Source organism: Variovorax fucosicus, from assembly GCF_030316825.1.
Lineage (GTDB): Bacteria > Pseudomonadota > Gammaproteobacteria > Burkholderiales > Burkholderiaceae_C > Variovorax > Variovorax fucosicus.
In genome coordinates this window covers 548,680-563,165 of sequence record NZ_JASZYU010000003.1, presented here as the reverse complement: position 1 = coordinate 563,165, position 14,486 = coordinate 548,680, and the positions used below count along the sequence as shown (strand labels likewise).

Below are 14,486 nucleotides of genomic sequence, written 5' to 3'. Positions count from 1 at the left end.
GCCGCGCCCTGGTTTCGTCCCGGGTCCCGGGGCCGGGCGACAGGGCCCGGCCGTGCAGCCGCCGCGTTTCGGAGGCCGGCCCAACCTGGGCGACGGTTCCCGCCAGCAAAGGCCTGACGGACCCTGAGCCGGTTTGGTGAAGGCGCTCGCGATAATGGCAGCATGACCATTCGCGAGATCCTGAAGATGGGCGACCCGCGGTTGCTGCGCATTGCGCAGCCGGTCGCCGCCTTCGACACCGACGAACTGCACATGCTGGTGCGCGACATGTTCGAGACCATGCATTCGGTGAACGGCGCAGGCCTTGCCGCACCGCAGATCGGCGTCGACCAGCAACTGGTGATCTTCGGCACCAACACCGTCAATCCACGCTACCCCGACGCGCCGATCGTGCCGCGCACCGTGCTGCTCAACCCTGTCATCACGCCGCTGGGCGATGAAGAGGAAGAGGGCTGGGAGGGGTGTCTGTCCGTGCCCGGACTGCGCGGCGTGGTGCCGCGCTTTGCGAAGATCCGCTACACCGGCTTCGACCCCTACGGCGACCCGATCGACCGCACCGTGGACGGCTTTCATGCTCGTGTGGTGCAGCACGAGGTCGATCATCTGCTCGGCAAGCTGTACCCGATGCGGGTGCGCGATTTCTCGCGCTTCGGCTTCACCGAGGTTCTGTTCCCGGGCCTTGACGCGAGCGCTGACGACTGAACGTCAGTTGTGTCAGTTGTACTTGCCCGAGGTTCCGCCAACGCTGAACCGTCCGGCACCGAGAAAAGCGACTGCCAGCGCAGCGAACAGGAACATGCCCTGCAGCTCGAGCGCCCAGCCACCGTTCTTGTCGAGCATGGTCAGCTGCTTCATGTGAACCAGCCCGACCGCGAACAGCATATTGATCACCATGACCCACGCTGCGGGCCGCGTGTAGATGCCGACGATGATCAACACCGGTGCAATGATTTCGCCGATGTAGACCAGGTAGGCCAGCGCGGCAGGCAGGCCGTGCGCCACCAGCTGGCTGGACACGAAGCCGACGCCCGAGCTCAGCTTGGCCACGCCGTGCAACAGGATCAGGATACCCAGCGCGAGGCGCAGGACGAGTTTGCCGGTGTCATCGGAACGGATCATGAGCTGAACCTTTTTCTGTGAGTTGAAAGAGGCGCGATTGTCCACGAGTCGGCGCATATTTTCCCGATAGGCCGGCAGCGCATGAGTCTTTCGCTGCCTCGGCGAGGCAACGGTGGCGGCGCGGGCGCAGGGCTCAGGGCTCAGGGCGCCAGCGCTTCCAGCAGTTCCGTCTCGATCGCCAGTTGTGCGCGCTGCCCCTGCAACTCCGGCCCGCTGATCAGGAACGTGTCTTCCACCCGTTCGCCCAGCGTCGTCACCTTGGCGAGCTGCAGGCTCAGGTTGTGCCGCGCCAGCACGCGCGCCACCGAATAGAGCAGGCCCGCGCGGTCGCTGGCCGAGATGTTGAGCAGCCAGCGCTGCGCCTTCTCATCCGGTAGCAGGCTGATGCGCGGCTTGATCGGGAAACTGCGCACCCGGCGCGACACCCGGCCCTTGCTCGGCGCGGGCAGGGCACCGGCTTCGTCGAGCGTCTTGCTCAGGCCCGATTCGACCATGCTGATCAGATCGCGGTAGTGCTCGGGAATGAAGGTGGTGATGACCTGGAAGGTGTCGAGCGCATAGCCGTTGGTCGTGGTGTGGACCTTGGCATCCAGGATGCTGAACGAGGCCTGGTCGAAGTAGCCGCAGATGCGCGCGAACAGCTCGGCCTGGTCGGGCGTGTAGACCACCACCTGCAGGCCTTCGCCGACCGGCGACAGCCGCGCCCGCACCAAGGCGGCCGCCTTCGGGTCGATCGGCACGCCCGGCAGCGGCACGCGGCGCGACAGCTGCTTGGCATGCCAGGCGATCTCGCCGGCATCGTGGCGCATGAAATAGCCGACATCGAGCGTATCCCACAGCGCCTTGTGTGCGTCGGTCGGTTGCGCGTGAAGCGCCAGCTGCACCAGCGCGTCGCGCTTGCGGGCCTCGATCTCGGCGCTGGCGTCGGGCATGCTGCCGCCGAGCGTGCGGAGCGTGGCCTTGTAGAGGTCTTCGAGCAGCTTGCCTTTCCACGCATTCCACACGCGCGGGGAGGTGCCGCGGATGTCGGCGATGGTCAGCAGGTACAGCGCGGTCAGATAGCGCTCGCTGCCGACGCGCTTGGCAAACGCGCCGATCACTTCGGGGTCGCTCAGGTCCTGCTTCTGGGCCACGGTGCTCATGGTCAGGTGCTCGGCCACCAGGAATTCGATCAGCCGGGTGTCTTCGCGCTCGATCTCGTGCTGGCGGCAGAAGCGGCGCACGTCGAGCGCGCCCAGGCGCGAATGGTCACCGCCCCGGCCCTTGGCGATGTCGTGGAACAGCGCCGCCACGTACAGGATCCAGGGCTTGTTCCAGCCGGCCGCCAGCTGCGAGCAGAACGGGTATTCGTGCGCGTGCTCGGCGATGAAGAAGCGCCGCACGTTGCGCAGCACCATCAGGATGTGCTGGTCCACCGTATACACGTGGAACAGGTCGTGCTGCATCTGCCCCACGATGCTGCGGAACACGCGCAGGTAGCGGCCCAGCACCGAGGTCTCGTTCATGAGCCGGAATGCATGCGTGATGCCGCGCGGCTCCAGCAGCATGCGCATGAAGGTGACGTGGTTCACCCGGTCGTTGCGGAACTTGCTGTCCATCACGTGGCGTGCGTTGTAGAGCGCGCGCAGCGTGCGGGCCGACAGCCCCTTCACGCCGATGGTCTTCTGGTAGAGCAGAAAGGTCTCGAGGATCGCGTGCGGGTCGCGCAGGTACAGGTCGTCGCTCTGCACCTCGATCAAGCCGGCCTTCTCGAAGAAGCGGTCGTTGATGCGCACCGGCTCCTCGCCCAGCGGCTGCAGCCGCTCGGAAATGTTGAGCAGCAGGATGTGGCTGAGCTGGCTCACTGCCTTGGCGGCCCAGTAGTAGCGCCGCATCAGCGCCTCGCTGGCCTTGCGCTGCGATTCGCCCTCGTAGCCGAAGGTGGCGGCCACCGCATTCTGGAGGTCGAACACCAGGCGGTCTTCGCGGCGGTGGGCAATGACGTGCAGCCGCGCGCGGATCAGGCTCAGCAGCGCTTCATTGCGCTTGATCTGCTGTACCTCGAACGCGGTGGCCAGGCCATTCTTCGCCAGATCGTCCCAGCGCTGGCCGAAGCCGGCCGCCTTGGTCATCCACAGGATGGCCTGGAGGTCGCGCAGGCCGCCCGGCGACTCCTTGCAGTTGGGCTCGAGCGCATAGGGCGTGTTCTCGAACTTCTGGTGCCGGTGCCGCATTTCCTGCGACTTCGCGGCAAAGAACGCCTGTGGGTCGATCCCGGCCAGGAATCGCTTGCGGAACGCGGCGTAAAGCTTCTTGTCGCCGGTGACCAGGCGCGCCTCGAGCAGCGACGTTTGCACCGTTACATCCTTGGCGCCTTCGGCCAGGCACTCGTCGACCGTGCGCACGCTGGAGCCGATCTCGAGCCCCGCGTCCCAGCAATGGCCGATGAAGGCCTCGATGCGCTCCGGCGCCACTTCACCGGGGTGCGGCTCGGGCAGCAACAGCAGCACGTCGACATCGGAGTACGGAAACAGCTCGCCGCGGCCGAACCCGCCGACCGCCACCAGCGCGAACTCGTTGCCGAAGCCGGCGTCGTTCCACAGGGCGCACAGGGTTTCGTCGGCCAGCGCAGCGAGCTGGCGCAGCACCGCGTGCACGCTGCGCGTGGGCGCGCGCGCGAAGCGAAGGGTGTCGAACAGCGCCATCTTGTGCGCGCGATAGGCGTCGCGCAGCATCGGAACGTCGACCGTGGCGGCTTCGATCACGACGATGGGTCGCCGGTCAAGTTCGGGTCGCGGTGACGAAAGAGGGCAGGGGCGGGCTGCCGGCCGACAGCGTCAGCACCTCGTAGCCGGTCTCGGTGACAAGCACCGAGTGCTCCCATTGGGCCGACAGCGAGTGGTCGCGCGTGACGATGGTCCAGCCGTCGTACTGGCCGCCCTTGGCGTCTTCCTTGATCTCGCGCTTGCCCGCGTTGATCATCGGCTCGATCGTGAAGATCATGCCGGGCCTGAGCTCTTCCATCGTGCCCGGGCGGCCGTAGTGCAGCACCTGCGGCTCTTCGTGGAAATGGCGGCCGACGCCATGCCCGCAGAACTCGCGCACCACCGAGTAGCCATTGCCTTCCGCGAATTTCTGGATCGCATGGCCGACGTCGCCCAGGTGCGCGCCGGGGCGCACCTGCAGAATGCCGTGCCACATCGCCTCGTAGGTGACGCTGCACAGGCGTTTGGCCGCGATCGAGGCGTCGCCGACGATGTACATGCGGCTGTTGTCGCCGAACCAGCCGTCCTTGATGACGGTGACGTCCACGTTCAGGATGTCGCCCTTCTTGAGCGGCTTGTCGTTCGGGATGCCGTGGCACACCACGTGGTTGACCGAGGTGCAGAGCGACTTGGGGTAGGGGGTGCTGCTGGCGCCCATGTAGCCGACCGTGGCCGAGGTGGTGCCCTGCTTGACCATGTACTCGGCGGCCCAGCGGTCGATGTCGTTGGTGGTGACGCCGGGCTTGATCAGCGGCGTCAGGTAGTCCAGCACCTCGGAGGTCAGCCGGCCCACCAGACGCATCGCGGCGATGCCTTCGGCGTCGTTGTAGGTAATGCTCATAGCCCCGAATTATCCCATTGCGCCCGTTTAAAATCGCGGGCTGATGCGGATGGCCCCAGTCAGCGGCCAGTCGCCCCGTTTCCCTTTCAGTCCCATTCCAAACGCGGCCTTCGAGGCCATCCCGACCCGTGACGCAGCCAGTGACTCCGCCCCATCCCCTTGTCGTGACACGTTTCGAGGGCGGCGACGCACTCAGCGATTTCCGGGCGCGCCAGCTGCTGCCGCGGCTGCAGGCGGTCGACGCGCGCATTGACGGCGTTTCGGCGCGTTTCGTGCACCTGGTGGCGACCGACGCCGCGCCCGACGCGGCCCGGCAGGCCCAGCTGCAGGCGCTGCTGAGCTACGGCGAGCCTTTCACCGCGCCGCATGCCGGCGCCTCGCTCGTGGTCGCACCGCGGCTCGGCACCGTCTCGCCCTGGGCCTCCAAGGCCACCGACATCGCCCACAACTGCGGTTTCGCGGTGCGGCGCATCGAGCGCGTCACCGAATTCCAGCTGTCGCTGAAGAAGCCGTTGCTCGGCAAGCCGCCGGCGCTCGACGCGGACGCGCTGGTCGGCGTGGCCGCGCTGCTGCACGACCGCATGACCGAATCGGTGCTGCCGACGCTCGATAGCGCCGCCTCGCTGTTCGCCGAGCTGCCGGCCCAGCCGATGGCCCATGTCGACGTGCTGGCCGGCGGCCGTGGCGCACTGGTGACGGCCAACACCCAGTTCGGGCTGGCGCTGGCCGAGGACGAGATCGACTACCTGGTGGCCGCGTTCACGCGGCTCGGCCGCAATCCGAGCGACGTCGAACTCATGATGTTCGCGCAGGCCAACAGCGAGCATTGCCGCCACAAGATCTTCAACGCCGACTTCGTGGTCGACGGCGTGGCGCAGCCGCAGAGCCTGTTCGGGATGATCCGCCACACCGAGAAGCAGAATCCGCAGCACACGGTGGTGGCCTATGCCGACAACGCGTCGATCATGGAGGGCACGCAGATCGAGCGCTTCGTGGCGCGCGGCGAGGGCGGCTACGCCAAGGAAGAGGCGCTCAGCCATGTGCTCATGAAGGTGGAGACGCACAACCACCCGACCGCGATCTCGCCGTTCCCCGGTGCCTCGACCGGCGCCGGCGGCGAAATCCGCGACGAGGGCGCCACCGGCCGCGGCTCGAAGCCCAAGGCCGGGCTGACCGGCTTCACCGTGTCGAAGCTCTGGCCGGACGAAGGCCACTACGGCAAGCCGGCGCACATCGCGAGCCCGCTGCAGATCATGACCGAAGGTCCGCTCGGCGGCGCCGCGTTCAACAACGAGTTCGGCCGTCCGAACCTGCTGGGCTACTTCCGCGAGTACGAGCAGGCGATCGCCAGCGACGTCGACACCGTGCAGCGCGGCTATCACAAGCCGATCATGATCGCCGGCGGCCTTGGCAGCATCGATGCGACGCAGACCAAGAAGATCCTGTTCCCGGCCGGCTCGCTGCTGATCCAACTCGGCGGCCCCGGCATGCGCATCGGCATGGGCGGCAGCGCCGCCAGCTCGATGGCGACCGGCGCCAACGCGGCCGAACTCGACTTCGATTCGGTGCAGCGCGGCAACCCCGAGATCGAGCGCCGTGCGCAGGAGGTCATCAACCACTGCTGGCAGCAGGGGGCGGCGAACCCGATCCTCGCTATCCACGACGTGGGCGCGGGCGGCCTGTCCAACGCATTCCCCGAGCTGACCAACGACGCCGGCCGCGGCGCACGCTTCGACCTGCGCGCGGTGCCGCTCGAAGAGTCGGGCATGGCGCCGAAGGAAATCTGGTGCAACGAGAGCCAGGAGCGCTACGTGCTCGCGATCGCGCCCGAGTCGCTCGACCAGTTCACCGCGTTCTGCGAGCGTGAGCGCTGCCCGTTTTCGGTGGTCGGCGTGGCGACCGAAGCGCGCCAGCTCGAAGTGGCCGATGTCGGTGCAGAGACGCCGGTCGACATGCCGATGGACGTGCTGCTGGGCAAGCCGCCGAAGATGCTGCGCGACGTGCAGACGGTGGCGCGCCGCTTCAAGCCGCTCGACCTGACCGGTGTGGAGTTGCAGAAGGCCGCGATCGACGTGCTCTCGCACCCGACGGTGGCGTCCAAGCGCTTCCTCATCACCATCGGCGACCGCACCGTGGGCGGCCAGAGCCACCGCGACCAGATGGTCGGCCCGTGGCAGGTGCCGGTGGCCGACTGCGCCGTCACGCTGGCCGACTACAAGGGCTTTGCCGGCGAGGCCATGAGCATGGGCGAGCGCACGCCGCTGGCCGCGCTCGACGCGCCGGCTTCGGGCCGTATGGCGGTGGGCGAGGCCATCACCAATCTGCTGTCGGCGCCGATCGAACTCTCGCGCGTCAAGCTGTCGGCCAACTGGATGGCGGCCTGTGGCGAACCGGGCGAAGACGCGGCGTTGTACGAGACGGTGAAGGCCGTTGGCCTCGAGCTCTGCCCAGCGCTCGGCGTGTCGATCCCGGTCGGCAAGGATTCGCTGTCGATGCGCACGCAGTGGTCGGACGGTGCGGACAAGAAAAAGGTCACCTCGCCGGTGAGCCTGATCGTGACTGCCTTTGCCACCCTGGCCGATGTGCGCGGCACGCTCACGCCGCAGCTCGACGCACAGGAGCCCGACACCACGCTGGTGTTGGTGGACCTCGGCCGCGGCCAGCACCGCATGGCCGGCAGCATCCTCGCGCAGACGCTCGGGCAGAGCGGCGACACGGTGCCCGACCTCGACGACCCCGTGCAGCTGGTGAAGCTGGTGCAGGCCGTCAACGCACTGCGCGCCGACGGCAAGATCCTCGCGATGCACGACCGCAGCGACGGCGGCCTGTTCGCCGCGGCGTGCGAAATGGCCTTTGCCGGCCATGTCGGCGTGGCACTCAACGTCGACATGCTGGTCACCGAAGGCGACGGCATCTCGGACAGCCGCATGGAAACCGGCGATGCCAAGAACTGGGCGCAGCAGGTCAGCGCGCGGCGCGAAGAACTCACGCTCAAGGCCCTGTTCAACGAGGAGCTCGGCATGCTGCTGCAGGTGCGCACGGCCGAGCGCAACGACGTGATGCAGGTGCTGCGCGCCCATGGCCTGAGCGCCCACAGCCACTTCGTCGGCAAGACCCGGCCGGCGGCGTCGGCCATGGAGGCCGGCAAGGGCAAGGTCGAAGTCTGGCGCGACGCCAAATCGGTGTTCAGCGCGAGCCTGCATGACCTGCACCAGGTCTGGGATTCGGTCAGCTGGAAGATCGCCCGCGAGCGCGACAACCCGGCCTGCGCCGACGCCGAACACGCGGCGGCCGGCCTGCTAGGCGACCCCGGCGCGCACGTCGTGCTGGCACCAGGCGCTGTCGAAACCGTGGCCGCGCCCTACCTCAACGCGGCACGGCCCAAGGTCGCGATCCTGCGCGAGCAGGGCGTCAATTCGCACGTGGAGATGGCCTATGCGTTCACCGAGGCCGGCTTCGAAGCCTTCGATGTGCACATGACCGATCTGCAGACGGGCAGGGCGGATCTGGCCAACTTCCAGGGGCTGGTGGCCTGCGGCGGCTTCAGCTACGGCGACACGCTCGGCGCCGGCATCGGCTGGGCCCGCAGCATCACCTTCAACCCCAGGCTGTCGGCGCAGTTCCAGGCCTTCTTCGGCCGCGGTGACACCTTCGGGCTCGGTGTGTGCAACGGCTGCCAGATGTTTGCCGAACTGGCCGACATCATTCCCGGCGCCGAAGCCTGGCCGCGCTTCACGACCAACCAGAGCGAGCGCTTCGAGGCGCGGCTGTCGATGGTCGAGGTGCTCGAATCGCCGAGCATCTTCTTCGGCGGCCTGGCCGGCAGTCGCCTGCCGATCGCGGTCTCGCATGGCGAGGGCTATGCCAACTTCAAGCACCGCGGCGACGCGACCCGGGCCATCGCCGCGATGCGCTTTGTCGACAACCACGGCCAGCCGACCGAGCAATACCCGTTCAACCCGAATGGCAGCGCCGGCGGGCTGAGCTCGGTGACCACCGCCGATGGCCGCTTCACCGCCGTGATGCCGCACCCCGAGCGCGTGTTCCGCAACATCCAGATGAGCTGGACGTCGGGCGCCAAGAGCGATTTCAGCCCGTGGATGCAGATCTGGCGCAACGCCCGGCGTTGGATCGGCTGATGCTGAATCGTCGTCATCTCCTCGGCGCAACGATGATTGCACCTCTGCCGCTCGCCGGCGCATTCGCCGCCGAGCCGTTCCGGTCGCTCAAGAAGTCGCCGCGGCTGCCGGTGCTGTTCGTCGGGCACGGCAGCCCGATGAACGCGATCGGCGACAACGCCTACCGCCGCAGCTGGCAGGCGCTGGGCGCAGAGTTCGGTGCCAAGTACCCGGCGCCGCAACTGATCCTCTGCGTGTCGGCGCACTGGCTCACGCGCGATGGCTGGTACCTCACGGGCATGGCCAAGCCCAGGACGATCCACGACTTTGGCGGCTTCCCGCAGGCGCTGTTCGACCAGCAATACCCGGCGCCGGGCGCGCCGCAAACCGCGACGGACATTGCGAAAACGCTGCGGCAGCCGTTCAGCGGCGCGCCCGTCGGCCTCGACGCGTCCGAATGGGGATTCGACCATGGCACCTGGTCGGTGCTGAAGCCGATGTTCCCCAAGGCCGATATCCCGGTGCTGCAGCTCAGCATGGACTACAGCCGCTCGCCGGCCGAGCACTACCAGCTGGGCCAGCAACTCAGGATGCTGCGCGAGCGCGGTGTGCTGGTCGTCGGCAGCGGCAATATCGTCCACAACCTGCGCGCCTCGCGGCGCGAGGCGGCACCGAACCAGGCTTACGACTGGGCGATCGAGTTCGACCGCGTGGTCGGCGCGCAGATCGAAAAAGGCCAGCTCGCCGCGTTGCCCGACTTCAAGTCGCTCGGCTCGATGGCTGCGCAGGCGCATCCCACGCACGAGCACTACCTGCCGCTGCTCTATGCGGCCGCCGCCGTGCAGGCGGGCGAGGCGCCGCGGTTTTTCAACGCCGACTTCCAGTCGGCCTCGATCTCGATGCGCTCGGTGCTCTGGAGCTGAACGCGGCGCGGGGCCGGGCGACCGACCGGGCTGCAGCGCCTTCGCAGAGCGGCTTTTTCTACCAGAGGCGCCACCACGGGCGGCGCTTTCCCGTGGCATAGCTGGATGAAGCAGGCTCGCACTCGGGCACGCCTGTTCGGCGCCGAAGTTCTCCCTCGAGGCGCTGCGTCACGGTGCGCGCATGCCTGTCCCCATGAATCGCTCTTCGGCGCCAGGCGTGTGCTGAAGCGGCCAATTGCTCGTCGGTCAGATCTTCCATGTCCATCGGACAATTCTGGCGAGAGGCACCCGTTTCCGCCTCCGCCGTTTGGGGGAGGCCGCATCAGACGACAGTCGCTACCAAGGAAAGGTCGCGGGCAGCCTGCAGCATCAATTCGCGTGCGCGGTCGAGCGACGGCGCTGGATGGCGATCGATGCGTCGGATGTAGGGTGTGGTCAGCACGGCGAGCGCGTAGCCATGGGGCCCGAGGATCGGGCAGGAAATATCTATCACTCCAAAATACTGCAGGCTTTCACGCTGGCGGTAGCCCGCAGTCCGAATCGTTTCCAGCATGGTTTCCAGCTCGCTCGGCGGTATCTGCACTTCGCCGTCCAGGGCCACATGCTCAGCCACCATCCGGCGCCGTCGCTCGTCTGCTTCGCATGCCAGCAGAACCTGGCCGGAACCCGTATCCAGCAGATTGACTCGCGTGCCCGGCCGCACCATCAAGCTGCTGGCAGAAGGACTGCTGACCTGGGCAATGATCTGCACGTTGCCACGGTCATACACACCCAAGTGGCATGACTGCTCGGCGTCCTTGACGAAGCGGTCCATGATCGGAAGCGCATGCGCCACCAGCCGGCTGGTTGGCGGATACCGATGCGCCAGGTCAAACATCTTGAGGCTCAGGCTGTAGCGGTCTCCGGCCAGCGATCGCACCACGTACTGCCGTGCGACCAGCCGCTCCAGCATCCGGTAGATCTCGCTGGGGCCGCGGTCCAGCGCCTTGACGATCTCGCCACGCGTCAAGCCGTCGGGCTGATCGGCCAGTAGTTCGAGGATGTCGAGGCCTTTGTCCAGGGCAGGGGCTCGATAGCGATCACCATCGTCTGCGGGTGCTGGCGGCGCGGTGTCGGAGCGAGGCAATTTGGGCATCGGGATTCAGAAAAAAGTGGGCGAGCTTTCCCCTGCGGAAAGCACTAAGGGAAAGCCACTATGAAAGTCACGCCCGGCAAACTGGTTTGTATATGAATAATCAGTGCATTGGTGAATTATGAGGCGAATTGCTGCAACAGTGACCATGATCCGGCGCATCGACTCGCATCAGCACTTCTGGCGGCCCGCACGGGGCGACTACGCGTGGCTGCGCGCCGATGTGCCTGCCCTCGCGCCGCTGGTGCGCGACTTCCTCCCCGAGCACCTCGCACCCACACTGCAAAACCACGGCGTCGGGCGGACGGTGCTGGTGCAGGCTGCGGAGTCGGAAGCCGAAACCGATTTCATGCTCGAGCTGGCCAGCGCGCACGACGTGATTGCCGGCGTGGTCGGCTGGGTCGACCTGGGCACCCGCGATGCCGTGGCCTCGCTCGAACGCATGGCCCGGCACCCCAAGTTCAAGGGTGTGCGGCCGATGCTGCAAGACCTTCCCGATGACGACTGGATCGCGCGCATGCCGCATCCCGATGCCGTTCAGGCACTCGTGCGCCTGGGCCTGCGCTTCGATGCGCTGGTAAAGCCGCGGCATCTGGCACCGCTGATGCGCTTCCTGAAAGACTGGCCGCAGCTGCCCGTGGTGATCGACCACGCCGCCAAGCCGCCCGTGGGCGCGCATGACAGCGAGGCCTTCGCAGCATGGCGCCGGGAGATGGCCGAGCTCGCCGCGCTGCCGCAGGTGTGCTGCAAGTTCTCCGGACTCTGGGGCGAGGCACCGCCGTCGACGCATCGGGATGTCGAGGCGGCGGTGCGTGCCGTGCGCCCCGTGTGGGATCAACTGCTCGAAAGCTTCGGCCCCGCGCGCCTGATGTGGGGCAGCGACTGGCCCGTGCTCACGCTGGCTGGCGACTACGCGGACTGGATCGCGGTGAGCGAGGCCTTCATCGGCAGCCTGTCTGCCGGCGAGCGGACGCAAGTCTGGCGCGGCACCGCCCAACGCTTCTACGGCCTCTCGACGGACTGAACGCGCGCCATGCAGCAACCCATCGTCACCATCCGCGACCTCTGCAAGTCATTCGCCGGCGTGCGTGCGCTCGACAAGGCCCAGTTCGACCTGTTGCCCGGCGAAGTCCACGCGCTGATGGGCGAGAACGGCGCGGGCAAGTCGACCTTGATGAAGGTGCTCGCAGGCGTCTACCGCAAGGACTCCGGCGAGGTGATGTTCGACGGCCAGCCCGTCGATATCGCAAGCCCGCGCGCGGCGCAGGCGCTGGGCATCGGGATCGTCCATCAGGAGCTGAACCTGATGAACCACCTGAGCGCCGCGCAGAACATCTTCATTGGCCGCGAGCCGCGCGGGCGCTTGGGCGTTTTCATCGACGAGGACGCGATGCACGCCCAGGCGCAGCGCATCTTCGAGCGCATGCACCTTCGACTCGACCCGAACACGCCCGTGGGCGAGCTCACGGTGGCCAAGCAGCAGATGGTGGAGATCGCCAAGGCGCTCTCGTTCGATTCGCGCGTGCTCATCATGGACGAGCCCACCGCCGCGCTCAACAACGAAGAGGTGGCCGACCTGTTCCGCATCATCGGCCAGCTCAGGTCGCAGGGCGTGGCCATCGTCTACATCTCGCACAAGATGGATGAGTTGAAGCGCATTGCCGACCGCGTGACGGTGATGCGCGACGGCCAGTACATCGCCACCGTGCCGATGGCCGACACGCCGATGGACACCTTGATTGCCATGATGGTGGGGCGCCAGCTCACCGAGGTGGAGAACGATTTTCCGGACACCTCGGGCAACGAGATCGTGCTCGAGGCCAAGGGCATCAACCGCGGCTCGATGGTGCGCGATGCGAGCTTCGTGTTGCGCCGCGGCGAGATCCTGGGCTTTGCGGGGCTCATGGGTGCGGGCCGCACCGAGCTTGCGCGTGCGGTGTTCGGCGCCGACGCCATCGATTCGGGCGAGGTTCGCGTGCGCGGCAAGAAGGTGTCGATCAAGTCGCCCGAGGACGCGGTGTCGCACGGCATCGGCTACCTCTCCGAAGACCGCAAGCACTTCGGCCTGGCCACCGGCATGGACGTGGAAACCAACATCGCGCTGCCGAGCATGAAGAAGTTTTTGTCGATGGGCGTCTTCGTCGACCAGGCCGCCATCGAGGCGGCCGGCGAGCGCTACGTGAAGCAGCTCAACATCAAGACGCCCTCGGTGCGCCAGCAGGTGCGGCTGCTCTCGGGCGGCAACCAGCAGAAGATCGTCATCGCCAAGTGGCTGCTGCGCGACTGCAGCGTGCTCTTCTTCGACGAGCCCACGCGCGGTATCGACGTCGGGGCCAAGGCCGAGATCTACCGCCTGCTGAATGCGCTGGCAGAGCAGGGCAAGGCCATCGTGATCATCTCTTCGGAGCTGCCCGAGATATTGCGCATGAGCCACCGTGTGCTCGTGATGTGCGAAGGCCGCATCACCGGTGAACTGGCGGGGCGCGAGGCCTCGCAGGAAAAGATCATGCAGCTCGCCACCCGGCGTGAAACCACCGCTGCTACTGCCGCCGCCACATGACGACTGGAGACACCCCTTTGACAACCCCCGCCGCCACTACCACTGTCACGCCCGGCTTCTCGCTGAAGGCGCGGCTCTTTCGACCCGCCACCCGACAGAAGCTGCTCGCATTCGCCAGCCTGATCGCACTGATGGTGTTCTTCAGCTTCGCTTCACCGCAGTTCCTGCAGGCCGACAACCTGGTGAGCATCCTGCAGTCGACCGCGGTGAACGGCGTGCTGGCCATTGCCTGCACCTTCGTCATCATCACCGCGGGTATCGACCTCTCGGTAGGCACGCTGATGACCTTCTGCGCGGTCATGGCGGGTGTGGTGCTCACCTACATGGGCATGCCGCTCGCGCTGGGCATCGCGGCTGCGATCTTCTTCGGCGCGCTGGCCGGCTTTGTCTCGGGCGTGCTGATCGCCAAGCTCAAGATCCCGCCCTTCATCGCAACGCTTGGCATGATGATGCTGCTCAAGGGCCTGTCGCTCGTGATCTCGGGCACCAAGCCGATCTACTTCAACGACACGCCGGACTTCCCGGCGATCTCGCAGGATTCGCTGATCGGCTACTTCATTCCCTCAGTGCCGATTCCGAATGCGGTGCTGATCCTGTTCCTGGTGGCGATTGCCGCGAGCATCGTGCTCAACAAGACCATCCTCGGCCGCTACACCTTCGCGCTCGGCAGCAACGAGGAGGCGGTGCGCCTCTCGGGCGTGAACACCGATTTCTGGAAGGTCGTGGTCTACACGGTGAGCGGCGGCATCTGCGGCATCGCGGGCCTCTTGATCGCCTCGCGCCTGAACTCCGCGCAGCCGGCGCTCGGGCAGGGCTACGAGCTCGACGCGATCGCGGCGGTGGTCATCGGCGGCACCTCGCTCAGCGGGGGTACGGGCACCATCGTCGGCACGATCATCGGCGCCTTCATCATGAGCGTGCTGACCAACGGCCTGCGCATCCTCTCGGTCGCGCAGGAGTGGCAGACGGTGGTCACGGGCGTGATCATCATCCTCGCCGTGTACGCGGACATCCTGCGCCGCCGCAGCGGCAGCAAGCACTGATCAGAT

Annotated in this window: 10 protein-coding genes; 6 read left to right on the top strand and 4 right to left on the bottom strand. The window is 66.9% G+C overall.

Features of this window, described 5'->3' with window-relative positions; translation table 11 throughout:
- The first annotated feature begins 162 nt into the window (after nucleotides 1–162).
- Nucleotides 163–702 (top strand): peptide deformylase, encoded by a 540-nt coding sequence (gene def / locus QTI05_RS20150; RefSeq protein WP_286544572.1) that lies wholly within the window; start codon nucleotides 163–165, stop codon nucleotides 700–702.
- A gap of 12 nt (nucleotides 703–714) precedes the next feature.
- On the opposite strand, the gene QTI05_RS20145 is transcribed toward def, so the two are convergent.
- From QTI05_RS20145 to map, 3 genes are all read right to left on the bottom strand, one after another.
- Nucleotides 715–1,119 carry a DoxX family protein gene (locus tag QTI05_RS20145; RefSeq protein WP_286544570.1) on the bottom strand — a complete coding sequence of 135 codons (405 nt, stop codon included), beginning with the start codon at nucleotides 1,117–1,119 and terminating at the stop codon, nucleotides 715–717.
- 140 nt (nucleotides 1,120–1,259) lie between these two features.
- Complete coding sequence (locus QTI05_RS20140; protein ID WP_286620536.1) at nucleotides 1,260–3,863, bottom strand: [protein-PII] uridylyltransferase; 2,604 nt, start codon at nucleotides 3,861–3,863, stop codon at nucleotides 1,260–1,262.
- Nucleotides 3,864–3,879: 16 nt separating this feature from the next.
- Entirely contained in the window at nucleotides 3,880–4,704 is an 825-nt protein-coding gene (gene map / locus QTI05_RS20135; RefSeq protein ID WP_286544565.1) for a type I methionyl aminopeptidase, read from the bottom strand.
- A gap of 164 nt (nucleotides 4,705–4,868) precedes the next feature.
- Between map and purL the strand changes: the two genes are divergently transcribed.
- Nucleotides 4,869–8,843, top strand: a complete 3,975-nt coding sequence (purL, locus tag QTI05_RS20130) for a phosphoribosylformylglycinamidine synthase (RefSeq protein ID WP_286620534.1) — start codon at nucleotides 4,869–4,871, stop codon at nucleotides 8,841–8,843.
- Between the two features lie 32 nt (nucleotides 8,844–8,875).
- The gene (ygiD, locus tag QTI05_RS20125) at nucleotides 8,876–9,745 is read left to right on the top strand and encodes a 4,5-DOPA-extradiol-dioxygenase (RefSeq protein ID WP_286544559.1); all 870 of its coding nucleotides are present in this window, start codon (nucleotides 8,876–8,878) and stop codon (nucleotides 9,743–9,745) included.
- 322 nt (nucleotides 9,746–10,067) lie between these two features.
- On the opposite strand, the gene QTI05_RS20120 is transcribed toward ygiD, so the two are convergent.
- Nucleotides 10,068–10,880, bottom strand: coding sequence for an IclR family transcriptional regulator (locus tag QTI05_RS20120; protein ID WP_286620533.1), 813 nt, complete (start codon nucleotides 10,878–10,880; stop codon nucleotides 10,068–10,070).
- 145 nt (nucleotides 10,881–11,025) lie between these two features.
- On the opposite strand from QTI05_RS20120, the gene QTI05_RS20115 reads away from it, so the two are divergent.
- From QTI05_RS20115 to QTI05_RS20105, 3 genes are read left to right on the top strand one after another with little or no spacing between them, the layout of a single operon-like run.
- Nucleotides 11,026–11,901 (top strand): amidohydrolase family protein, encoded by an 876-nt coding sequence (locus QTI05_RS20115; RefSeq protein ID WP_286620532.1) that lies wholly within the window; start codon nucleotides 11,026–11,028, stop codon nucleotides 11,899–11,901.
- A 9-nt stretch (nucleotides 11,902–11,910) separates the two neighbouring features.
- On the top strand, nucleotides 11,911–13,437 hold the full coding sequence (locus QTI05_RS20110) for a sugar ABC transporter ATP-binding protein (RefSeq protein WP_286620530.1): 1,527 nt from the start codon (nucleotides 11,911–11,913) through the stop codon (nucleotides 13,435–13,437).
- Nucleotides 13,434–14,480 (top strand): ABC transporter permease, encoded by a 1,047-nt coding sequence (locus QTI05_RS20105; protein WP_444812941.1) that lies wholly within the window; start codon nucleotides 13,434–13,436, stop codon nucleotides 14,478–14,480. The genes QTI05_RS20110 and QTI05_RS20105 overlap by 4 nt, the downstream gene beginning before the upstream one ends.
- Nucleotides 14,481–14,486: the final 6 nt, after the last annotated feature.

What these genes read in the sequence shown, in the direction of transcription:
- def (WP_286544572.1), top strand. Translation starts at nt 163, where the DNA reads ATGACCATTCGCGAGATCCTGAAGATGGGCGACCCGCGGTTGCTGCGC.
- QTI05_RS20145 (WP_286544570.1), bottom strand. Translation starts at nt 1,119, where the DNA reads ATGATCCGTTCCGATGACACCGGCAAACTCGTCCTGCGCCTCGCGCTG.
- map (WP_286544565.1), bottom strand. Translation starts at nt 4,704, where the DNA reads ATGAGCATTACCTACAACGACGCCGAAGGCATCGCCGCGATGCGTCTG.
- ygiD (WP_286544559.1), top strand. Translation starts at nt 8,876, where the DNA reads ATGATTGCACCTCTGCCGCTCGCCGGCGCATTCGCCGCCGAGCCGTTC.
- QTI05_RS20120 (WP_286620533.1), bottom strand. Translation starts at nt 10,880, where the DNA reads ATGCCCAAATTGCCTCGCTCCGACACCGCGCCGCCAGCACCCGCAGAC.
- QTI05_RS20115 (WP_286620532.1), top strand. Translation starts at nt 11,026, where the DNA reads ATGATCCGGCGCATCGACTCGCATCAGCACTTCTGGCGGCCCGCACGG.
- QTI05_RS20110 (WP_286620530.1), top strand. Translation starts at nt 11,911, where the DNA reads ATGCAGCAACCCATCGTCACCATCCGCGACCTCTGCAAGTCATTCGCC.
- QTI05_RS20105 (WP_444812941.1), top strand. Translation starts at nt 13,434, where the DNA reads ATGACGACTGGAGACACCCCTTTGACAACCCCCGCCGCCACTACCACT.